We start from the raw sequence: 22,977 nt of genomic DNA on the forward strand, positions 1-22,977 counted from the left end.
CATGCTAGAAGGTACAATCATTAAAGGGATTGGTGGATTCTATTATGTAGAAACAGAAAAAGGAGTATATGAATGCAAAGCTAGGGGCTTATTTCGTAAGGATAATACTATTCCTTTAATAGGTGATAGAGTTTTAATCCGAATAAGCGAAGAGGACAATACAGGTTATATTGAAGAAATAAAGGAGAGAAGTTCTCAGCTTACAAGGCCTCCTGTAGCCAATGTAACTCAAGCTATAATCGTTATGAGTATTAAGAATCCAGGTATTAACTGTTGGCTTTTAGATAGGTTTTTAGTTATGGCTGAATACGAAAACTTGGATATCAAAATATGCTTAAATAAGATAGATTTAGCAGAGGAACAAGAAGTAAATCAGATTTACAATATATACGATAAAGCTGGTTATTGCATTATTAAGACTAGTACAAAAACTAAAGAGGGTATAGGATTATTAAAAGAAGCATTAGAAGGAAATATTACAGTATTTGCAGGGCCCTCAGGAGTTGGCAAATCTTCTTTACTAAACAAAGTAGATACTAGTTTAGAATTAATGACCGGGAAAGTTAGCAAGAAGACTGCACGGGGGAAACATACTACCAGGCATGTGGAATTAATCGATTTAGGGTCAGAGAGCTATGTATTAGATACTCCTGGTTTTAGTTCTTTAAATTTAGATTTTATTGAATCAGAGGTGGAATTGAGTAGATATTTCAAAGACATGAATAAATACAGTGAAGAGTGCAAATTTATTGGATGCTTGCACCATAAGGAGCCTGATTGTGAAGTAAAAAAGCAGGTAGAGGCAGGAAATATAGATAGAACTAGATATAAAAACTATTTGAGTTTTTTAGAAGAAATAAGGAACATTAGGAGGTATTGACATGCTAAGGGTTTCACCATCTATATTATCAGCAGATTTTAGTAATTTAAAGGAAGAAATATTGAGGCTTGAACAAGGAGGGGCGGATTATATCCATATAGATGTAATGGATGGAATATATGTACCCAATATCACATTTGGCCCTCCTGTAATTAGAAAACTAAAGGATATTACTCATACTCCTTTTGATGTACATTTAATGATTGATAGACCTGAAAGATATATTAAGGATTTTGTTGATGCAGGTGCAGATATTATTACTGTGCATGAGGAGGCTACTATTCATTTACATAGGACTATCGAACAGATTAAATCTTATGGATTGAAAGCTGGAGTTGCATTAAACCCCTCTACACCTTTAGAAAATATAGAATATGTTCTAGATTATTTGGATATGGTACTTATTATGACTGTGAATCCTGGTTTTGGGGGCCAAAAATTTATAAACTCCATGGAAAAAAAGATAATGGATATGAGAAATATTATAGAAGCCAGAAATTTGGATGTTTTAATAGAAGTGGATGGGGGAATTAAACTAGAAAATGCGAGAAGGATCAGGGAATTAGGAGCAGATATTGTCGTAGTAGGTTCAGGGATATTTGAGGCAGAAGATATAGCTGAAAGAACCAAAAGGTTTAAAAGATTGTAATTGAAATATATAATATATATGATATAATGTATCTAACAACTATATATGGTGTATTAGGCACTAGGGGAGCCCGTGGGCTGAGAGGGAATTTAATTCCGACCCTTTAACCTGAACTAGGTAATTCTAGCGTAGGAAAGTGTATGGTTATTATGTTAATCTACCCATTACCAAATTCAGGTAATGGGTTTTATTATTTGAAGGAGGTAGAGAAATGAAAAAATGGAGTACTAAGATGATAGTAGAAGCAGGTATAATGGTTGCTTTGGCTTATCTATTGAGTAGGATAAAGATATATGAAGCTCCTCAAGGTGGATCAGTAACAGCAGGTAGTATGATTCCCATATTATTATTTGCAATGAGATGGGGCATGGGGCCTGGGATAATAACAGGTGCTGTTTTTGGAGTGTTAAAGTTGATGCTAGGAGGATGGTTCTTTAGCCCGGCTCAGGCATTATTAGAGTATCCAATAGCTTTTGGACTTTTAGGATTAGCAGGTGTTTTTTCAAATTCTAATGACATGGATACACCTAGGAACTATTTAAATATTGTTTTATCTGTATTGTTAGCAATTGGTGGCAGATTTGTATGTCATCTGCTGGCTGGTGTAATCTTTTTTGGCGAATATGCTGGAACCCAAAATCCATGGATTTATTCATTAATATATCAATCTAGTTACCTAATTCCAGAGTTTATAATTTCTTCTGTTATTTTATCTTTAATTTGGAAACCTTTAAGTAGAATAGAAAAATAAGGGATGGATGTTTTTAATGAAAGCTTTAATAGTATCTAATGGGGTTATTAATGATTCCAATTGGCTGAAAGAAATAAATAAGGAATTTGATTTTGTTTTATGTGCTGATGGTGGTTGCAATCACTGTATGAAAGCGTCTATTATACCGGATCTAGTCATTGGAGATTTAGATTCTATATCTCTTAGGACATTGGATACAATTCGTGAAAAGAAAATCCCTATTAAGAAGTTTCCGGCAAAAAAGAATGCAACTGACACAGAACTAGCTATGGATTTTTTAATTAGTAAGGGGATTATGGATATTACTTTTGTAGGAGTAACAGGTAGTAGAATGGACCATACCCTGGCCAATATATTTTTACTTAAAAAGTTGTATCAGAAGGGTTGTAAAGGGAAAGTTGTAGACGAAAGCAACACCATATACTTAGTTGATAAGGAATTGATATTATCTAAAGAAGAAGGTTTTTACGTATCTATAATTCCCCTAATGAATCCAGGGGCTAATATTTCTCTCGATGGATTTGAATACGAGTTAGATCAAGTTAATATTAACTTTGGCTCAACCCTAGGCATAAGCAACAAGATAATAGAGGAAAAAGGTTATATAAAAGTTCATAGAGGAATATGTTTAGTATGTATTTCAAAGGACTAAACTTTAGGATTAGACTTAATCATCGATTAAGTCTAATTTTTACTGTAACTAGGGGACATTGATATGAATATGATGGAATAAACCAAACTATTTGGGGTGTTATAATGAAACGCTTATTCTATAGGTTTAAACACAGGCATAGATACAAAATTAAAAAAATAATAGGTGTAATCCTAGGAATTATAGGATTGTTGATTATAGTAAATATAATCTCTATAGAGGGGTTGTTGTTTCTAATAGGTATAGTGTTAATAGCATTAGGTTTATTAATATTGAATACGAAATAAGGCTTCCAGTTCTATTAATCGGAAGCCTTAAATTTTATAATGCTCTATCAACATAGCCAGATCTTAAACATCTAGTACAAACATTGATACGCTTAGTAGTGCCATTTACAACAGCCCTAACTCTTCTAATATTTGGAGACCAACTTCTATTATTTTTTTTATTTGAGAAAGTTATTTTGTTTCCATATACTTTTCCTTTTCCACATATATCACATTTTCTAGCCATATGAACACCTCCTTAATAGATTAAACAAAAAAATATACTGGTATATTTTATCTATTTAATAATAACACATTATATTTTAACACAATCATTAATAAAAAAGCAACTATAATTATCTATTAGCAAATAGTTTATTGTAATTGGTTGAACTATTTAGTATTATAAGGTAAAATATATCCATAAAGTATTATTTTCAAATAGGGAGGCGATATTTCGTGCCAGCAAAGACAAACAATGAATATGGATATATCAATATAGAAGATAGTGTCATTGCTACGATAGCAGGGCTTTCGGCTATGGAAAGCTATGGTATTGTGGGTATGGCTAGTAAAAGTGCAACTGATGGTTTTTTTCAATTGCTAAAATGGGAAAATTTGTCCAAGGGAATAAAGGTTTACACAAGAGATGATGAAGTAGAAGTAGATTTACATGTAATATTAGAATATGGAGTGAGAATATCTGTAGTAGCAGAAAATATTATCGAAAAGGTAAAATTCAATATAGAAAATCTAACAGGTCTCAATGTAACTAAGGTAAATGTATATGTTCAAGGGATCAGAGTTGAAAAGTAGTTTAAGGAGGTACTACAATTGAAGGTTCAAAATATGGACGGCGTTATGCTAAAAAAAGCATTTATTGGTGCTACACAATTTTTAGAAACTAATAAAGAAGAAGTAAATGCCCTAAATGTATTTCCTGTACCTGATGGGGATACTGGTACTAATATGTCTTTAACTATGAAGTCTGCTGTCAAGCAGATACTAAATTTAGAAGAATATAGTGCTGGAAAGGTAGCTGTAGCAGCAAGCAATGGTTCTCTTATGGGTGCCAGAGGAAACTCTGGGGTTATACTATCCCAGCTTTTTAGAGGTTTTGCTACTGGGCTAAAGGATAAGAAGACTGTAAGCACCATAGATTTAGCAGACGCGTTTAAATTGGCTTCAGACACTGCATATAAGGCAGTTATGAAACCAACAGAAGGCACTATACTTACTGTAGCAAGAGGTTGTGCAGAATATGCACTAGAGATTGCAGAGGATGAAAAGGATATAATAACTTTTATGAGAATGGTTATTGAACATGGGAATAATGTATTAGATAAAACCCCTGAAATGTTACCGGTGTTGAAGCAAGCTGGCGTGGTAGATGCTGGGGGAAAGGGACTAATGTGTGTATTAACTGGGGCTTACAATGCGGTTACCACTGGTGAGGAAATCAAATTGGAATTTTTGGAACCGTCGGCAGTAGAAGATGTACATGTTTCCCGTGATATTGATACTGCAGATATTAAATATGGTTATTGTACTGAATTTATGATAAATACATCCTATGATGACTATGAACGGTTTAGGGAAGAGATATCAGTATTTGGCGACTCCCTGATGGTCGTTGGTGGCGAAGGACTAATTAAGGTTCATGTACATACCAATAATCCAGGGGATGTGCTAGAAAAAGCTTTGACTTTAGGAGAGTTAAACGATATTAAGATAGACAATATGAGATATCAACATAGCCATATAATTGCTAATGAAGAAACTAGTAATAAAAAGGCTAATGAACCTAATAAGAAATACAGCCTAATAACCGTTTCTATAGGCGAGGGCATAAATACTGTATTTAACGAGCTAAATGTAGATTACATTATTCCTGGCGTGCAAACTATGAATCCAAGTACTGAGGACTTGTTGAATGCCATAGAAGAAGTGGAAGGAGAAAATATAATCATATTACCTAACAATGGAAATATAGTATTGGCGGCAGATCAGGCTAAGGAATTAAGCAATAAAAATGTATATGTTTTTCCAACTAAAACTATACCAGAAGGCATATCTGCCCTACTCTCTTTTAATCCTGAACTAGATGTAGAAGAGAATCTAGAAAATATGAGAGATGCTATCTCTTATGTAAAGACAGCACAAGTAACTTATGCAGTTCGAGATACTGAAATAAATGATACAAAAATAAAAAAAGATGATATTATTGGAATTACAGGGGATGAGATACTTTCCATTGGAAGTGACGTGGATCAAGTAGCTTTTGAACTGTTAGAAAAAATAGTTGATGATGAATCATCATTGATCACCATTTTTTACGGTAATGGATTAGAAGAGGAAATGGCCTTGGAGTTATCGGAAAGAGTAGAAGAAATCTTTGAAGATTTTGATGTAGAGGTAGTGTTTGGTGGTCAACCACTATATTATTATATATTTTCAATAGAGTAAGAGATTCCCTACCAAATGGTAGGGAATTTTATATGAAAGATAGTAAAAGTCATAGACTTAGGAGGTATATTACATGTCTATTCAATATATAAAAGGAGTTGGCCCTAAAAGAGCAGCTAAATTGAAAAAATTAAATATCTATTCAATAGAGGATTTACTATATTTTATCCCTAGAGAATATGAGGATAGGGCTAATTTTAAACTTATCTCCCAATGTAAGGAAGGAGAAAAGGTGAGTTTAAGGGTTAGAGTCTGTGGATATCCTTCTAAGTTACGACCTAGAAAAAATTTGTCAATATTAAAAATTCCTGTGAAGGATGAAACGGGCATGGCTAATTTGGTATGGTTTAATCAAGATTATATAACAAGGCAACTATCCATGGGAGATAATATAACAGTATATGGTAAGGTAAATAAATTTGGTAGCGAAACACAGATAGTAAATCCAGTATTTGAGAAGGGTAATCAAAACAAAGTAGGTACTATAGTGCCAATATATCCTTTGACAGAAAACTTGACTAACAACGAAATGATAAAGATAATGAACAATGCTCTAAAGGATTATGGAGATAGATTACCAGAAATACTTCCTTATTATATAAGGGAGGAGCTAAATCTAATGCCTATTGGAGAAGCTATTAAAAACATTCATCTTCCTAAGGATAAAGATAGTTATATAGAAGCTAGACGTCGGCTGGTATTCGAGGAATTGTTAATTTTACAATTAGGCTTGTTATTAATAAAGAACAGAACCAAAGAAATAAATAGAGGCATACAGTTTTCACCAACAGATGCTGTATATGATTTTATAGACAAATTGCCTTTTAAGCTTACATCAGCCCAGGAAAGGGTATTTGGGGAAATAGAAAGGGATATGGAAAAAAAGGAACAAATGAATAGATTGGTTCAAGGGGATGTAGGATCTGGAAAGACTATAGTTGCTGTATTAGCAATGTTTAAGGCTTGGAAGTCTGGCTATCAGTCGGTGTTGATGGCCCCTACCGAGATATTGGCTCAGCAACATTATGAATCCATTTCCAGCATGTTTTCTATCTATAATATAAATTGTGAACTTTTAATCGGCTCTCTGTCATCTAAAAAAAAGGAGCAAGTTCTTGTGGATTTAAAAGAGGGAAATATTCATGTATTGATAGGTACCCATGCAATAATCCAGGAAAATGTTGAGTTTAGCAAACTAGGCTTAGCCATTACTGATGAACAGCACAGATTCGGTGTGAAACAACGGGCCATATTAAATCAAAAGGGAGATAGCCCAGATATTTTAGTAATGACTGCTACTCCAATACCCAGAACATTGGCTTTGATACTATATGGGGATTTAGATATATCTATTATAGATGAAATGCCACCAGGAAGAAAGCCAGTTGAAACTTACGCTGTAGGAATTTCTATGACGGATAGAGTTAATAACTTTGTCAAGAAGCAAATTTTAGAAGGAAGGCAAGCTTATATAGTCTGCCCATTGATTGAAGAAAGTGATACTCTAAATGTAAAGGCAGCGGAAGAACTGTATATATCCTTTAAAGATAATATTTATAGAGACTTTAATGTAGGATTACTTCATGGCAAGATGAGACCTCAAGAAAAGGACCTTATCATGGAAAAATTTAAAAACAAAGATATAGATATATTGATTTCAACTACTGTTATCGAAGTAGGTGTAAATGTACCAAATGCCAATATAATGGTAATATATAATGCAGAAAGATTTGGTTTAGCTCAATTACATCAGTTGAGAGGAAGGGTTGGTAGAGGTGAGTATCAGTCCTATTGTATATTAATTAATGGAAGTAATAGCAAGATATCTAGAGAACGGATGAGGATATTGCAAAAATCAAGTGATGGATTTTATATATCTGAAAAGGATCTAGAATTAAGAGGACCTGGTGAATTTTTTGGAACTAAGCAGCATGGACTTCCAGATCTTAAAATTGCAAATTTATTTACAGATATGAATGTATTAAAATTGGCTCAAAAGAAAGCCGATGAAATACTGGATATAGATTATCTGTTATTGAAAGAAGTACATTTTCCTCTAAGACAAAAGATTATTCATACGTTTGGAGATAGGATAGATGAATTAATTTTTAATTAATACTCTTAAAATTCCTAAAATATGATAAAATATATTTCATAAAGGTGAGGTGATTTGTTGAGAGTCATATCGGGAAGTAAAAAAGGTTACAGATTGAAAGCTCCAAAGGGGAAAGATACTAGACCTACGGAAGATAGAATCAAAGAATCTTTATTTAATATATTGAGACAAATAGATGAAGAGAGTATTGTTTTGGACCTATATGCTGGTTCTGGTTCCATAGGTATTGAATTTTTAAGTAGGGGAGCTAAGAAAGCATATTTTGTAGATAAATCCTACTCAAGTATAAAGGCTATAAGGGAAAATTTATCTCATACTGATCTGATGGGTAAAGCTGAGATAATTAAAAAAGATGCATTGAAGGCCATAGAACAAATAAGTAGTCAAAAGGTGCAATTTGACTACATATTCATCGATCCGCCTTATGGACAGAATTTAATCATTAAAACCCTTCAAAAAATTTTGAGAGAAGATATTCTAAAAGAGAAGGGTATTATTATAGTAGAACATGAAAAGGAACTGACACTTGAAGATAGAATATTTGAGTTTTCTAAATCGGATTGCAGGAATTATGGTAGCAAACTCTTAACCTTTTACATAATTAATTGCTAAGGAGGAAGAAGATGATGATAGTAATATATCCAGGAAGTTTTGATCCTGTAACCTACGGGCATTTAGATATTATTGATAGATGCTCTAAAAAATTTGACAAGGTGGTAGTTTCAGTATTAAATAATAAATCTAAGAAAAACATGTTTACCATAGAGGAAAGAGTAGAATTACTGGAGAAGGTTTTAGCAAAGTATGATAATGTGGAAGTGGATACTTTTTCTGGATTATTAGTAGATTATGCTAGAGAAAAAGGCTGTACTACTATGGTTAGGGGTTTGAGAGCTGTATCAGATTTTGAGTATGAAATGCAGATGGCTTTAGTAAATAAAAAACTTGAACCCGATATTGAAACTTTTTTTATGGTATCAAGAGGTAAGTATGCTTATTTAAGTTCAAGTATTGTTAAAGAAGTTGCAATGTTTGGAGGAGATGTTTCTTGTTTTGTACCTCATATTGTAGAAGTGGCGCTAAAAGAGAAGATAAAAGGAGGTAATCGATAATATGGATATTTTAAAACTAATAGAGGAAATAGAAGATATAATTGAGAGTGGATCATCAGTACCTTTTTCATCTAAAGTGATGGTAGATGCAGATGAGATATACGATATAATTAGTGAAATAAGAATAAAGCTGCCTGATGAAATAAAGCAAGCCAATTGGATTAAAGAGGAAAGACAGAGGATATTGGCTGAGGCCCAAAAAGAGGCAGATACCATTATAAATGAAGCTGAATTGAGATTGGAAGAACTAATTGAACAAGATGAGATAACTAAGAAGGCAAAGGAATTAGCTGAAAAAATTACTACCAAAGCTCAAAATAATGCTAAGGAAATCCGCCTTGGAGCATTGGAGTATGCTGATAATATTTTAGCAGATACCCAGGAGGAATTAAAAAATTTAATAGATATATTAAATGAAAATAGGCAGGAACTAAGAGGCGGTAAATAGCTACTCTGATGAGGTGAAGCATTCAATCAATAGCATTATTAAAGATGATATTAGCAAATAAATTGTCATCAATATTGCAAGTTTAAAGGAATTGATAAGTAAATAGGGCCATTCTAAAGCATATATGGGATCGATTGGATAGGGATATGGATAAAATGATGGGCTTATTAAGTTTTTATATTTTAATGTATACAAAGTATAGGTATAGATAGAGGATAAACAACCATGAAGAAATTTAGCAAACAAATATAGCTTACCGTTTATATCGGTATTGCTTATGAAACTTAAGGCTTGACTATGGACAGAAAAACCGCTCCACCCGATTAAAAAATTGACCATTACTATCTTATATATTAGCGCTATATTTATTGCTGAAATCTTTTTACAACCGGTTGTCAACTCCAGTACACCTGCAATAAAGGCTTTCAGCACTTCTATATCCGTTTTAAATGGCAATAATCTTTGTATTATATCCACTAATAGATTGAAAATATTAGAGGCAAAAAGAAGCTCTACTAATACGGCATATAGAATCATAAATCCACCAATTAATGTTATAGTATTTATACTTACTTTTACACTATCTGATATAATTTTGCCTATAGGATGTTTGGGCTTAAAATTTATAAGTGCGATAGGCCTATTGTTTCTAGTTCTACCACATTGTAATACTTTTTTGTTACGGCTTTTATAAAATCTTAAAAGTAGCCCTAAAGTTAATGCTCCTAAGTAATGAGGATATAATATTAATGGTGCTATTGAGGGATCATTAAACATACCTATGGAGACAGCACCAATCATAAATAATGGTCCAGATGTGCTGGAAAAGCATACCATTCTTTCGGCTTCTGTTTTAGAGATGGCATTACTTGATCTTAAACTAGAAACTATCCTTACGCCTGTAGGATATCCTGAGATGATGCTCATAGAGAAGGGGAAAGCGCCAACTCCTGAAATATTAAATATTGGTTTCATTAAAGGTTCCAATAGTTGTCCTACGAAATTTACAAAGCCAACACCAATCAGAAGCTCGGAAATAATAAAAAATGGTAATAAGGATGGGATAACTATATTGAACCAGGTCAATAGACCATCATGAGCACTGTCTAGTGCCAGCTTTGGGTTTATTACAATACCTATTAAAATACAGATTAGAATAATTATGAATACTATATTGATAAGAGAATTTTTCATATTTGCAGCCCCCTATTCTATCCTAAATAGATATATCCTATATATCTATTTAGACCTTTATTAAATTATATTTTTCCATATTGTAAATATGATAAAAGAGTATGGGAGGTGTTTTCATGGAAGGAAGACCAAAAATAGGTTTAGCCCTTGGTTCTGGTGCTGCAAGAGGGCTAGCCCATATAGGAGTACTCAAAGCATTTGAAGAGTTAAAAATAGAAGTAGATATGATTTCTGGTAGTAGTGCTGGAGCTCTTATTGGAGGGCTTTATTGTACAGGAATACCACCTAATATGATTAAGAATTTGGCAATTCAAATAGATAAAAGGATGTGGACTGATTTTACAGTGCCACGGAAAGGGATAATAAAAGGCGATAGGATTCAAGAAATACTAAAGCTTATTACTGCTGATAGAAGTATAGAAGATTTGGATAGGGAATTAGTAATAGTAGCTACGGACTTAAAAACAGGGGAGGAAGTAATATTTACAGAAGGGCCTTTGCATACGGCTATAAGGGCAAGTATATCTGTTCCCGGTGTATTTGAGCCTGTAGAATACAAAGATAGGGTACTAGTAGATGGTGGAGTTGTAGATCGAGTACCTATTTCTGTTTTAAAAAACATGGGTGCAGATATAGTTATAGCTGTAGATGTGGGTTTTAGTAAATATCAAAGTAAAGTAATACATATGTTTGAAATAGTATTACAATCCATCGATATTATGGCTAAGCAAATTATGGAGCCAGATTTAAAATTGGCAGATTTGATCATTAGGCTACCTTTAAACCATATTGAATCCTCAAATTTTGAATTGGTAGAGGAGTGTGCTCTTATAGGATATGAGTCTACCATGGAAAATAAAGATAAAATTCTCCATATACTAGATAATCATAGCTTAATATGAGATATTATGAAAAAATAGCAATATTGCTATTTTTTCATAATATAGGGGGTTGTATAGTAATCCATATCCATAAAAGGCTTAGAGGTTTTTAATCCAAGGAAAAACAGATCCGTTGCTTTTTTGTCGAAGTATAGGATTTGGTTTAAGTATGGATTATTGTACTCAGGATAATTAGCAAATTTAGTTATTATTGGTATAGAGGACTTTTCTTTAATCCTCTTCAATAGAATAAATCCCTTTTCATTAGATCCTAGTACCCGTATATATGCTGGGTGATAAGGTGCTAATTCATGATAAACGGGTTTAGTCAATCCTATTGCCAGATGAATCAATATCCTTTGAATTCTAGTTTTAGTATACCTTTTAGTGCTTATGGACTGAACTAGAAGGTCCATATCCCTATATCTGGTAGACTTATCTAATATCCTATTTTCCAATCCCGTTTCTACATCTATAATATTCGTTAACTTATTACCATTACTAATCTTTAATAAATAATGGATTATTTGGTTATAATTATTCAATGTATTGAAATATTTATATTTACTGATATAATTTACTAAGTGATGGTATGTATTATAGGGTACATATTCCTTTATAGATTCAACAGGGTTATCTAACAAACTGTTTCGTATAGCAGTAGCACTAGATATGTTGTTGTCGAGCATAGGATCTTTATATTGGCTACCTACTCTTTTAATTACTACGGGTTCAATATTACTTTTTATAGATTTTAGAGCCTTTAAATACTCGATAGCTAATATATTGTTTGACATCTCTAAGGTGTTTTTAATATCAATAGAGTCTATTATATTTGAATTGGTATTAATAAAATAATCTTCTAGCGCATTGCTACGAGATTGGGGAAAGGAATAACCCATATCCAAATATTTTCTTAGGCTTTTTCTATAATAAGGGGGTTCTGTAACTAAAACATCGGCAATTTCAACTAAAGGTCCTATTTCGCCTAATTCACTCCCAAAGGTCATATAATCTACGATGTTTAGCTGATCTAGCAAAGTTACGCCGCCATAAGCAAATAACTCTGCTGATTGGGTTGAAAATATAAAGGGTAGTTCTAAAACTAAATCTACTCCATTGTCGATAGCCATTTTTGCTTTGGTCCATTTGTCTATTAGAGAAGGTTCTCCCCTTTGGACGAAGGAACCACTCATAACTGCTATGGAGTAGTCTGATTTGGTCATATTTTTTGAAATCTCCAGATGGTGTTTATGTCCAAGATGGAAAGGATTATATTCAGTTATAAAACCTACTACTTTCATAATGGCAGCCTCCATTTGGTTTTTCCAATATTATAACATATTATTTGGAGATTATTATATCGTTGATTTTTTAACGAATATATAATAATATTATTTATAGTTAATATCAATTTAATAGGAGGAATGAAGATGAATATATTGGTAATTAATTGTGGTAGTTCTTCTTTGAAATATCAATTGATAAATATGGAAAAAGAAGAAGTGTTAGCAAAAGGATTGGTAGAGAGAATAGGTATAGAAGGGTCCCGTGTAAAGCATGCTACTACAGGGAAAGAAGAGGTTGTAATTGAAGAACCAATGAAAGATCATAGAAAGGCTTTGGAATTAGTACTTGATGCTCTAATTAATCCAAACTATGGGGCTATCAAATCCATGGATGAAATTGGAGCGGTAGGGCATAGAGTAGTTCATGGTGGAGAAAAGTTTGCAAATTCTGTACTTATCGATGACGAAGTAATGGAAGCTATTAACGATTGTATAGATTTAGCTCCTCTTCACAACCCACCAAATATAATGGGGATTGAAGCATGTAAGGCCCTTATGCCAAATACGCCAATGGTAGGGGTATTTGATACTGCATTCCATCAAACAATACCTATGTCAAACTATATATATCCATTGCCATATGAATTATATGAAAAATACGGTATTAGAAAATATGGATTCCATGGTACATCTCATAAATATGTATCTTTAAAAGCTGCTGAGATGCTTGGTAAGGATATAAAGGATTTAAATATAGTAACTTGTCATTTAGGAAATGGTGCCAGCGTTTGTGCTGTGCAAGGTGGGAAGTCTGTAGAGACAAGTATGGGCTTTACTCCATTGGAAGGTTTAGCTATGGGAACTAGATCTGGTGATGTGGATCCTGCCATCATTCCATTTATAATGGAAAAGGAAGAATTGACTTTTGATGAAGTTAATGAATTATTTAACAAAAAATCCGGAGTATTAGGAATTTCTGGAATTAGTAGTGACTTTAGAGATTTGGAAGAAGCGGCAGCTGAAGGAAATAAAAGGGCTCAATTAGCTTTAGATGTATTTTGCAATAGAGTTAAAAAATACATAGGAGCCTATGCTGCAATTATGTGCCACATTGACGCCTTGGTGTTTACAGCAGGTATAGGAGAAAATTCAGTTTCCATTAGAGAAAAAATATGCGAAGGCTTAGAGTGTATAGATATAAAAATTGATAAAGAATTAAACAATGTTAGGGGTAAGGAAGCTATAGTAAGCAAGGATTTGACATCAACAGCTATATTAGTCATACCTACTAATGAAGAGTTGATGATAGCTAGGGATACACTAGAGCTTGTGAATAATAAAAATTCTTGACAAATACTGGCCTCCTTTATATAATAAAGTGTGTTAGTTTAAGAGGTGAATAAAATGTCTATTGATCTATCAGATTTCCGTGAAGAAGCTGTTTTAAGTATTCAAGTTGAGGGAGAACTAGATAAGGATGCTTTAAAAATAAATGGACGAAAGATAAAGTTCTTAAAGCCTATAGAATATAAAGGGGATATATTTAGAACTCAAGGGGATAAAATAGTCCATATTGATATCCATTACGAATACGAAGAGGCTTGTGGAAGGTGTTTAACACCCTTTTCTAGGGAGAAAGATACAGTTTTATCAGGGAGGCTGATTAATGATAGTGATGAAATTCTAGACGATGAAGATGAGGTTATTTACTATAAGGGAGAAGAACTAGACTTAACTGAAGATATTATGGACATGGTAATTTTATCACTACCGATGAAACCTCTTTGTAATGAGGATTGTAAAGGATTATGTCCAAAATGTGGAATAAATCTTAATAAAGAAGAATGTGATTGTGTTCTAGAAGAGATTGATCCACGATTAGAAAAGCTTAAAGATTTTTTTCCAAAGGAATAAGGAGGTGTTTTAAATGGCAGTTCCAAAGCGAAAAACTTCAAAATCCAAGAGGGATAAGAGAAGAGCCTCTGCTTATAGATTGAACAAGGCAACTATCTCTGAGTGTCCACAATGTCATGAACCTAAACTACCCCATAGGGTTTGTCCATCTTGTGGTTATTATAAAAACAGGGAAGTTATTGATGTAGAGTAATTAGATTGCAAAAGATAGTGATGTAGCGTCGCTATCTTTTTTTATATAAATATTGCATTTTTACATATTCTATAATATATTTAATATCAATAGCTCTATTAATTGTTTTAGGAGGATGGTCATGAAGATAATAGTAGATAGTATTGGAGGAGATAAGGGCCCAAGGGAAATTGTAAAGGGTTGTGTTGATGCTGTAAATGAACTAGGTGTAGAAATAATTATTGTCGGTAAAGAAGATGATATACGTAAGGAACTATCAAATTACAGTTTTCCTAAAGCTGCTATAGATATACTGAATGCTACTGAGGAAATTTCTAATGAAGATGATCCTACATTAGCTATACGGAGAAAGAAGGACTCTTCCATGGTGGTAGGAATGAAAGCATTAACAGAGGGATATGGGGATGGCTTGGTATCTACTGGTAATACTGGGGCCTTGTTGGCGGGAGGATTGTTTATAGTAAAAAGGATACAGGGTATTGAGAGAGCAGCTTTAGCCACTGTATATCCGACAAAAACAGGGATCTCTTTCATATTAGATGTTGGTGCAAATGTAGACTGTAAGCCTGAATATCTGAAACAGTTTGCTATGATGGGGTCTATTTATAGTGAAAAGGTATTGGGAATAAACTCTCCTAAGGTAGGACTAGCAAATATAGGCGTCGAAGAAGGGAAGGGTAATGCATTAGTGAGGGAAGCTTACGATCTACTTAAAGATGCTAATCTAAATTTTTTTGGCAATGTGGAAGTAAGGGATATTCCAGAGGGATTGGTGGATGTTATAATTTGTGATGGGTTTGTTGGCAATGTTATATTAAAATTGACAGAAGGAATGGCTATATCCATGTTTTCTACCCTTAAGGAGGAGTTTACCAAATCCTTCAAATCAAAGGTAGGGGCATTGATGTTGAAATCCCAATTAAAATCCTTTAAAGATAGATTGGATTACAGGGAATATGGTGGGGCGCCATTATTAGGGATAAAACAACCAGTAGTTAAAGCTCATGGAAGTTCAGATGCTTTTGCAATAAAAAATGCCATTAGACAGACGAAGACATTTATTGAAAAAGATGTAATAAAAATTATTGAAAATGAAATAAATATTGAAAAATAAAGATATATTATATTTTGGAGGTGCTTTTAAATGGTATATGAAAAGATAAAAATGATGATATCAAATCAATTTAATATTGATGAAGATGATATTACTATGGATACTTCTTTTAGAAAGGATTTAGGCGCAGATTCTATAGACTTAGTTGAGTTAATAATGGCCTTAGAAGATGAATTTGATCTAGAAGTAGAAGATGATGAAGTAGAGAAGATAAATACGGTAGGAGATGCTGTTAATTATATTGATGAGTATATAGATTGATATAAATTATCAGGTCTCTTAAGAGGCCTGATAATTTACTGTCGACATATTTGGAGGTAATATTGTGAAAATATCATTTACACGAAAACAGAGTTTAAAAGACTTGCAAGAAAAAATAGACTATAGATTTAATAATATAGATTTATTAAACATATCCTTGACCCATAGTTCTTATGCAAATGAAAACAAGATGAAAAGTAACGAAAATAATGAAAGGCTAGAATTTCTAGGCGATGCTATAATAGGTTTAATAGTGTCCCAGTACTTATTTGATCGTTTTGAAGAGCTACCAGAAGGAGAATTGACAAAAAAAAGAGCTGCTATAGTCTGTGAATCTTCCCTGGCTTTTGCAGCAAGAAAAATAGATTTAGGAGCTTATATTTTACTTGGTAAAGGCGAAGAGGCCACAGGAGGACGAAATAGAGATTCTATTTTGGCGGATGCATTTGAAGCGCTATCAGGTGCTATTTTTTTAGATGGAGGTATAGATAGTACCCGACAATATTTAATAGGCATGTTTGAGGAAGAGGTTATCTATGCTATTTCTAAAGGAAGTTTGTTTATAGACTATAAAACGGAGCTTCAAGAAGTACTTCAGAAGAGGACTAAATCCAAAATTGAATATGAAGTGGAAAAAGAAATAGGACCCGATCACAATAAAAAGTTTTATATGAATGTGATTGTAGAAAACAAAATCATCGGTAGCGGTATGGGCAGAAATAAGAAGGAAGCAGAGCAAATGGCTGCAAAGCAAGCTCTATTAAGAATAGGTGAAAAAAATGAGTAAAGATTATTTTATTATACCCATATTTGTACCACATTTAGGCTGTCCCCATGATTGTGTTTTCTGCAATCAAAGAAGAATAACGGGATTATCTACGAATATTACCCCAGCAGATGTGGAAACCATAATAGATGAACACTTGGCTACATTTCCAGAGGGAGAAATTCAAATAGAGGTTGCTTTTTATGGTGGCAGTTTTACTGGCATTGATAAGAATATACAGAGGGAACTATTATCTGTGCCATTAAAATATAAAGATAAAAACATAATACATGGTATTAGGCTATCTACAAGGCCAGATTATATAGATAAGGATATACTAGATTTGCTTAAAGAGTATAAGGTAGATACTATTGAATTAGGGGTTCAATCCCTAGTGGATGAAGTATTGAATAAAAGTGGCAGAGGTCACGATAGCCAACAAGTATATAGGGCTTCTCAATTGATCAAAAACTTTGGGTTTAATCTTGGTTTACAGATGATGATAGGACTTGTAGGAGATAGTAGGGATAAATCAATATATACAGCTAAGGAATTTGTCAAATTAGATCCTTACTGTGTGCGTATTTATCCCACCCTAGTTATTAAGGATACCTATTTGGAGAAGTTGTATAAGGAAAAGGTCTATAAACCCCTATCTTTAAATGAAGCTGTAGATATAACTACGGATTTGTTGATGATCTTTGAGTATTACAATATTCATGTTATCCGGGTAGGATTGCAGCCAACGGACAATATAGCTTTAGGGAAAGATGTATTAGATGGTCCCTTCCATCCTTCTTTTAGGCAATTAGTAGAGTCTAATATATACAGAATCATATTAGACGATTACATGGATACTCATAAGGAAGTACTAGTTAAAGAGAATGTCATGAAAATTGAATCCAATAAGAAAGAAATATCTAATATAGCAGGGCAAAATTCTGGAAATAAAGAATACCTAATCCATAAGTATAATTTGAAAAAAATAAAGATATATGAGAAGTCTATTCCTTTAGAGAAAATAAATATATCTATAGGCGATCTTTCTTATACTATAGATAGAAGAAAGGCCATAAAAAAACATTTGGAAGAAAAATCGATAATATGAATTTAAGAGGTGTTTGATTTGCACTTAAAAAAAATTGAAATACGAGGCTTTAAATCCTTTGCTGATAAAATTGAAATAGAATTTGAAGAAGGTATTACTGCTATTGTAGGGCCAAATGGCAGTGGCAAAAGCAATATTTCCGATGCTATTAGATGGGCCCTTGGAGAACAAAGTGTTAAAACCCTAAGGGGGAGCAAAATGGAGGATATTATATTCTCTGGTACGGACAAGAGAAGGGCTTTGGGTTATGCCGAAGTGAGTATTATTTTTGATAATAAGGATGGGGCTATACCTATTGACTATCAGGAGGTAGCTATTACTAGAAGGATGTTTCGATCTGGTGAATCCGAATACTATTTAAACAAAACCTCCTGTAGGCTGAAGGATATAAGGGAAATATTTATGGATACAGGGGTAGGAAAAGATGGCTATTCCATCGTTGGACAAGGGAAAGTAGATGAAATTTTAAGTAGTAGACCAGAGGATAGGAGAAATATATTCGAAGAAGCGGCAGGAATAGTAAAATACAAGTCAAAGAAAGAGGAAGCTGAAAAAAAACTTGAAAAAACTCAGGATAATTTGATTAGGATAAAGGATATTATAGGAGAGTTGGAGAAACAAACTGAAAGTTTGAAGGAACAGTCGGAGAAAGCTAATACTTTCCTTCGACTATCTAATCGATTGAAAGAGCTCGAGGTAAATCTATATATAAGGGATATTAATAGAATCGGTAAGGAACTAAAATTAATCGACGAAGAAAAAATAAATTTAACAATACAGATGGATGAAAAGCTCAGGGAGCGGGAAAAGATAGAATCCCAATTTAATTTGCTGAAAGTGAAAATAGAAGATATGGATGGATCTATAGATAGGATTCAGAATGAAAAAATTGAACTGTTAAATCAATTAAATGAAAACAAAAACCAAATAAAACTATTGGAAGAAAAGCACAAGTTCTATATCAAGGATGTGGACAGGCTAGAAAGAGAAATAGGGGAATTGAAATGGAATCATGAGAATTTAAGCAAGGAAAAAAGAAATTTACAGCAGGAACTTAAGGAAAAAAACAAGCTGCTACAAGCTTTAAAGGATGAATTCAATCAAAAAAACATGGAACTTAACAAATTAAATGAAAAAATCAAAGCAGAAGAAAACACAATAGAAGAGGAAAAGGATAAAGTAATTGTTTCCTACAATGGTATAACGGATGTTAAAAGTAAAATTAATAATCTGTTAAGCTTTAGAGAGAATATAGATAAAAGAGTACACCAAATAGAAAAGGAGATCCATTCTTTGTTGATGGGAAAGGAACAAGATCTACAATCCTTAAGAGAAATAAAAGAGTTGGAAGTTAAGAAAAAAGAAAAGCTAATTGATTATAACAAATTTGTAGCCAATCTAAGACTAAAGGACGATAACTATAAGGAACAATTAGATCATCTATATAATAGATTAAACGATAGTAAGGTAGAGTTACAAGGGAAAATATCTAATTATAATTTATTAAAAAATATGCAAGACGATTATGATGGATACTATAAAAGTGTTAAAAATTTAATGCAAGCCTGTAAAAGAGATGAAGGTTTAGAGGGTAGACTAATAGGAGTAGTAGCGGATATTATAAGGGTAGAGGAAAGGTATGAAAAAGCCATAGATGTTGGATTGGGCGGAAATTTACAAAATGTAGTTACTTTTAATGAGGAAGATGCTAAATTTATTATCGAATATCTAAGAAAAAACAACTTAGGTAGAGTTACTTTTTTACCCCTTTCAACAATAAAAGGCAATCCAATAGATATCAGTCCTAAGGACAGGGAAGATTTAAATATATTAGGGTTAGGGTCTGAGGTAGTTAGTTATGATGAAAGATATAAAAATATTATAGAATATTTATTGGGTAGAACCATAGTTGTAAAGGACTTAGATGATGCTACCCTTGTAGCAAAAAGATTTAATTATAGATTTAGAATTGTAACTTTAGAAGGGGATATAATAAATCCTGGTGGTTCTATGACTGGTGGTAGTATGGCTAGAACTAGTGGCAATTTACTAAATAGAGGATATAGATTAGAGAAATTAAAAAAAGAGATAAACACTCTATCTAAGATCCAAAGGGATTTAGAGCAAGAAAAAACATATATAAAACACAAACTAGAAGACAATATTAATGAATTAAATAAATATAAAGAAGAATTACAAAGTTTAAACATTGAAATAATCAGGTTGGAGAATGAAAAAGCTAATTTTAATTCTCAGGTAGAAAAGAACCAAGAATCTTTTATTAAATACGAAGATGAGATCAATAGATTAAATATAGAATTAATAGAGATAGAGGAAGACAAAAAAGCGTTAGATAAGCAATTAAGGTATCTAATGGAAGAAAATGAAAAGATAAAAAACAACGTTAAGGATTTTATGCAACAATTTGAGTCAGTCAAGATTGTTAGGGACCAGTTGATGAAAGAAGTAACGGATATGAGGATAGAAATCAATCTATTGGAAAATAAATTGATCGACAATGAAGAAAAAGTTTTGGGTATAGAAAATGAAATTAGTAATTTAAAGGTTTTGCAAGGAGAAAAAAAGGAAGAGTTAACAAATATCAAAGGTAAGATAGTAAACATAGGTACTCTTGTAGACTCAAAGGAGAGAGATATCGTCAAACTTTCTCAATTAGAAGGGGAGAAAGATGTAAGTCTTAATCTTTTAAGAGAAGAAAAAACAGAAGCTATGAAAGATTATTATTTGCAACAAAGCCAGTTAAAGGAAATAAATGAAAAATTAAATCGATTGGAAAAATCTAAAACAAAATATGAGGTGAAAGAAGCAAAGTATGATGTTCAGCTTGATAATATTAATAAAAGACTTGCGGAGGACTACGAGTTACTTTTTGATGATGCCATGAAGCTATGGATAGAAATAGATGATTTAGATAAAGCAGTCCTAGAGGTAAATGAGTTAAAGGACGAAATAAAAGATTTGGGTACTGTTAACTTAAACTCCATTGACGAGTATAAAGTTACAGGGGAAAGATTACAGTTTATTATTAAGCAGCATGATGATCTATTAGCGGCTAAAGCAGATTTACAAAAAGTGATAAATGATATGGAAATGAAGATGAAGGAGCAGTTTTTATATAGCTTTAACAAGATAAACGAGAATTTTAACAAGGTTTTTTCCGTATTATTTGATGGAGGTAAGGCAGATTTAATATTAGAAGATGAAGAGGATATTCTTAGCTGTGGGATAGAAGTAAAAGCTCAACCACCAGGAAAAAAATTGCAGAATTTATCTCTGCTTTCCGGGGGAGAAAAGTCTTTAACTGCAGTGGCTTTATTATTTGCAATACTTCAAACTAAACCTACACCTTTTTGCATATTAGATGAAATAGATGCAGCATTAGATGAAGCTAATATAAACAGATACACAAACTATCTAAAAAGCTTATCCCATGACACACAATTTATCATGATAACCCATAGAAAAAGTACTATGGAGATAGCTGATATATTATATGGTGTAACTATGGAAGAGGAAGGAGTTAGTAAAATAGTTTCTGTCAAATTAACAGATGATTTAGATGAAATAGCTAGTTAGATTAGCAGTTAAGAGTAAAGAGATGATTTATTTATTTTGACATAATAATTATTGAATTTCTATCAGGAGGTTAAATATGTTCAAAAATTTATTTAAATGGAATAAAAAAAGTAAAGATAAAAAAGATGATGATTTAGAATTGAATGAAAAGCAGGATGTATCAGAGGTAAAAATGCAAGAAGAGGAATCTACTTTAGAAGGCAAAGCAGGAATTAAGGTAGAACATGCAAAAGAAACATTAGATGAAGTAGAAGAAGATAAAGCTGAATCAAAGCCAAAACTAAGCTTCTTTGAAAAGCTAATGCAGGGATTGGATAAGACGAGAAAAGAGATGACGGATAAGATTGATAGTATTTTAAAATCCTATACTAAAATAGACGATGAGCTCTTTGATGATTTAGAGGAAATACTTGTCACTGCAGATGTAGGTATTAATACAACGATGGAACTAACCGATAGATTAAAGAATAGGGTTAAGAAGGAAAAGATTAAAGAACCAGAAGATATTAAAGAACTTCTAAAGGATGAAATAAAGAAGATGATGACTCAATCAGGAGAGGAAAACCAGTTAAAGTTGGAACCGTCTCCTGCAGTGGTGCTAGTTGTAGGAGTAAATGGTGTAGGTAAGACAACAACCATTGGGAAACTATCTTATAATTTAAAAAAAGAAGGTAAAAAAGTAATAATTGCAGCTGGTGATACCTTTAGAGCTGCAGCTATTGAACAATTAGAGGAATGGGGTAATAGAGCAGGAGTAGACATTATTTCCCATAATGAAGGGGCAGACCCTGCGGCAGTAATATTTGATGGTATTCAAGCTGCGAAAGCAAGGAAAGGTGATGTTTTGATATGTGATACTGCTGGAAGGCTTCACAATAAAAAGAATTTGATGAATGAGTTAAACAAGATATTTCGTGTAGTAGAAAAGGAATATCCTGAAGCCCAAAAGGAAGTATTGCTAGTATTAGATGCAACCACTGGGCAAAATGCTATTTCTCAGGCAAAAGTATTTAAAGAAGTTTGTGATATTACGGGGGTTGCATTAACCAAACTAGATGGAACCGCTAAAGGTGGAGTGGTGATTGCGTTACAATCCGAGTTAGGTTTGCCAGTAAAACTTGTAGGAGTAGGAGAAGGTATAGAGGATTTGCAACCTTTCAATGTAGATGATTTTATAGAAGCTATATTTAATTAGTCAATATATAAAATTTTAATTTTATATATGTCAATAGTCAATGAAAATGTCACATAAGAACATAGAAATTTATTCAGTGAAAATGTCACTTTTAATGATAAAAAAAATATATAACCGCATTTATT

The 22,977-nt window shown here is 32.8% G+C and carries 24 protein-coding genes and 1 riboswitch; of the genes, 21 read left to right on the plus strand and 3 right to left on the minus strand.

Annotated features, from left to right (window positions below):
* Position 1: 1 nt before the first annotated feature.
* The 5 genes from rsgA (at position 2) to C3E88_RS08300 (ending at position 3,219) form a co-directional block, all read left to right on the plus strand.
* The gene (gene rsgA, locus C3E88_RS08280; protein ID WP_236909704.1) at positions 2-880 is read left to right on the plus strand and encodes a ribosome small subunit-dependent GTPase A; all 879 of its coding nucleotides are present in this window, start codon (positions 2-4) and stop codon (positions 878-880) included.
* Position 881: 1 nt separating this feature from the next.
* A complete protein-coding gene (rpe, locus tag C3E88_RS08285) occupies positions 882-1,529 on the plus strand; it encodes a ribulose-phosphate 3-epimerase (RefSeq protein ID WP_236909705.1) in 648 nt (215 codons plus the stop codon).
* 52 nt (positions 1,530-1,581) lie between these two features.
* Positions 1,582-1,681, plus strand: a riboswitch (TPP riboswitch).
* 59 nt (positions 1,682-1,740) lie between these two features.
* Positions 1,741-2,280 carry an energy-coupled thiamine transporter ThiT gene (gene thiT / locus C3E88_RS08290; RefSeq protein ID WP_236909706.1) on the plus strand — a complete coding sequence of 180 codons (540 nt, stop codon included), beginning with the start codon at positions 1,741-1,743 and terminating at the stop codon, positions 2,278-2,280.
* Positions 2,281-2,296: 16 nt separating this feature from the next.
* Positions 2,297-2,932: a thiamine diphosphokinase gene (locus tag C3E88_RS08295; RefSeq protein WP_236909707.1), complete on the plus strand. Its 636-nt coding sequence runs from the start codon at positions 2,297-2,299 to the stop codon at positions 2,930-2,932.
* 104 nt (positions 2,933-3,036) lie between these two features.
* Positions 3,037-3,219, plus strand: coding sequence for a hypothetical protein (locus C3E88_RS08300; RefSeq protein ID WP_236909708.1), 183 nt, complete (start codon positions 3,037-3,039; stop codon positions 3,217-3,219).
* A gap of 34 nt (positions 3,220-3,253) precedes the next feature.
* On the opposite strand, the gene rpmB is transcribed toward C3E88_RS08300, so the two are convergent.
* Positions 3,254-3,445, minus strand: a complete 192-nt coding sequence (gene rpmB / locus C3E88_RS08305; RefSeq protein ID WP_236909709.1) for a 50S ribosomal protein L28 — start codon at positions 3,443-3,445, stop codon at positions 3,254-3,256.
* Positions 3,446-3,657: 212 nt separating this feature from the next.
* Here rpmB and C3E88_RS08310 point away from each other — a divergent pair, with 212 nt between their 5' ends.
* From C3E88_RS08310 to C3E88_RS08335, 6 genes are all read left to right on the plus strand, one after another.
* On the plus strand, positions 3,658-4,014 hold the full coding sequence (locus tag C3E88_RS08310) for an Asp23/Gls24 family envelope stress response protein (RefSeq protein ID WP_236909710.1): 357 nt from the start codon (positions 3,658-3,660) through the stop codon (positions 4,012-4,014).
* Between the two features lie 18 nt (positions 4,015-4,032).
* Positions 4,033-5,664 (plus strand): DAK2 domain-containing protein, encoded by a 1,632-nt coding sequence (locus C3E88_RS08315; RefSeq protein ID WP_336513080.1) that lies wholly within the window; start codon positions 4,033-4,035, stop codon positions 5,662-5,664.
* Positions 5,665-5,737: 73 nt separating this feature from the next.
* Positions 5,738-7,780 (plus strand): ATP-dependent DNA helicase RecG, encoded by a 2,043-nt coding sequence (gene recG / locus C3E88_RS08320; protein ID WP_236909711.1) that lies wholly within the window; start codon positions 5,738-5,740, stop codon positions 7,778-7,780.
* A 54-nt stretch (positions 7,781-7,834) separates the two neighbouring features.
* Positions 7,835-8,392: a 16S rRNA (guanine(966)-N(2))-methyltransferase RsmD gene (rsmD, locus tag C3E88_RS08325; RefSeq protein ID WP_236909712.1), complete on the plus strand. Its 558-nt coding sequence runs from the start codon at positions 7,835-7,837 to the stop codon at positions 8,390-8,392.
* Positions 8,393-8,403: 11 nt separating this feature from the next.
* Positions 8,404-8,892 carry a pantetheine-phosphate adenylyltransferase gene (coaD, locus tag C3E88_RS08330; RefSeq protein ID WP_236909713.1) on the plus strand — a complete coding sequence of 163 codons (489 nt, stop codon included), beginning with the start codon at positions 8,404-8,406 and terminating at the stop codon, positions 8,890-8,892.
* A 1-nt stretch (position 8,893) separates the two neighbouring features.
* Positions 8,894-9,340 (plus strand): ATPase, encoded by a 447-nt coding sequence (locus tag C3E88_RS08335; RefSeq protein WP_236909714.1) that lies wholly within the window; start codon positions 8,894-8,896, stop codon positions 9,338-9,340.
* Here C3E88_RS08335 and ylbJ read toward each other — a convergent pair whose 3' ends face one another.
* Positions 9,341-10,534: a sporulation integral membrane protein YlbJ gene (ylbJ, locus tag C3E88_RS08340; RefSeq protein WP_236909715.1), complete on the minus strand. Its 1,194-nt coding sequence runs from the start codon at positions 10,532-10,534 to the stop codon at positions 9,341-9,343.
* A gap of 116 nt (positions 10,535-10,650) precedes the next feature.
* Between ylbJ and C3E88_RS08345 the strand changes: the two genes are divergently transcribed.
* On the plus strand, positions 10,651-11,436 hold the full coding sequence (locus C3E88_RS08345; RefSeq protein ID WP_236909716.1) for a patatin-like phospholipase family protein: 786 nt from the start codon (positions 10,651-10,653) through the stop codon (positions 11,434-11,436).
* A 26-nt stretch (positions 11,437-11,462) separates the two neighbouring features.
* Here the strand turns inward: C3E88_RS08345 and C3E88_RS08350 are convergent, their stop codons facing one another.
* Entirely contained in the window at positions 11,463-12,719 is a 1,257-nt protein-coding gene (locus C3E88_RS08350; RefSeq protein ID WP_236909717.1) for a nucleotidyltransferase, read from the minus strand.
* A 129-nt stretch (positions 12,720-12,848) separates the two neighbouring features.
* Here C3E88_RS08350 and C3E88_RS08355 point away from each other — a divergent pair, with 129 nt between their 5' ends.
* From C3E88_RS08355 to ftsY, 9 genes are all read left to right on the plus strand, one after another.
* Complete coding sequence (locus C3E88_RS08355; protein ID WP_236909718.1) at positions 12,849-14,054, plus strand: acetate/propionate family kinase; 1,206 nt, start codon at positions 12,849-12,851, stop codon at positions 14,052-14,054.
* Positions 14,055-14,108: 54 nt separating this feature from the next.
* A complete protein-coding gene (locus tag C3E88_RS08360) occupies positions 14,109-14,618 on the plus strand; it encodes a YceD family protein (protein WP_236909719.1) in 510 nt (169 codons plus the stop codon).
* Positions 14,619-14,631: 13 nt separating this feature from the next.
* The gene (gene rpmF / locus C3E88_RS08365; RefSeq protein WP_236909720.1) at positions 14,632-14,811 is read left to right on the plus strand and encodes a 50S ribosomal protein L32; all 180 of its coding nucleotides are present in this window, start codon (positions 14,632-14,634) and stop codon (positions 14,809-14,811) included.
* A 121-nt stretch (positions 14,812-14,932) separates the two neighbouring features.
* Entirely contained in the window at positions 14,933-15,925 is a 993-nt protein-coding gene (gene plsX / locus C3E88_RS08370; RefSeq protein ID WP_236909721.1) for a phosphate acyltransferase PlsX, read from the plus strand.
* Positions 15,926-15,955: 30 nt separating this feature from the next.
* Positions 15,956-16,186 (plus strand): acyl carrier protein, encoded by a 231-nt coding sequence (gene acpP / locus C3E88_RS08375; protein WP_236909722.1) that lies wholly within the window; start codon positions 15,956-15,958, stop codon positions 16,184-16,186.
* A 64-nt stretch (positions 16,187-16,250) separates the two neighbouring features.
* Entirely contained in the window at positions 16,251-16,973 is a 723-nt protein-coding gene (rnc, locus tag C3E88_RS08380; RefSeq protein WP_236909723.1) for a ribonuclease III, read from the plus strand.
* Positions 16,966-18,060: an elongator complex protein 3 gene (locus C3E88_RS08385; protein WP_236909724.1), complete on the plus strand. Its 1,095-nt coding sequence runs from the start codon at positions 16,966-16,968 to the stop codon at positions 18,058-18,060. The genes rnc and C3E88_RS08385 overlap by 8 nt, the downstream gene beginning before the upstream one ends.
* A gap of 18 nt (positions 18,061-18,078) precedes the next feature.
* Complete coding sequence (smc, locus tag C3E88_RS08390; protein ID WP_236909725.1) at positions 18,079-21,657, plus strand: chromosome segregation protein SMC; 3,579 nt, start codon at positions 18,079-18,081, stop codon at positions 21,655-21,657.
* A gap of 301 nt (positions 21,658-21,958) precedes the next feature.
* Entirely contained in the window at positions 21,959-22,852 is an 894-nt protein-coding gene (gene ftsY, locus C3E88_RS08395) for a signal recognition particle-docking protein FtsY (RefSeq protein WP_336513081.1), read from the plus strand.
* The last annotated feature ends 125 nt before the right edge of the window (positions 22,853-22,977 follow it).

It is taken from the genome of Clostridium sp. Cult3, from assembly GCF_021655115.1.
GTDB lineage: Bacteria > Bacillota > Clostridia > Tissierellales > Tepidimicrobiaceae > PPXY01.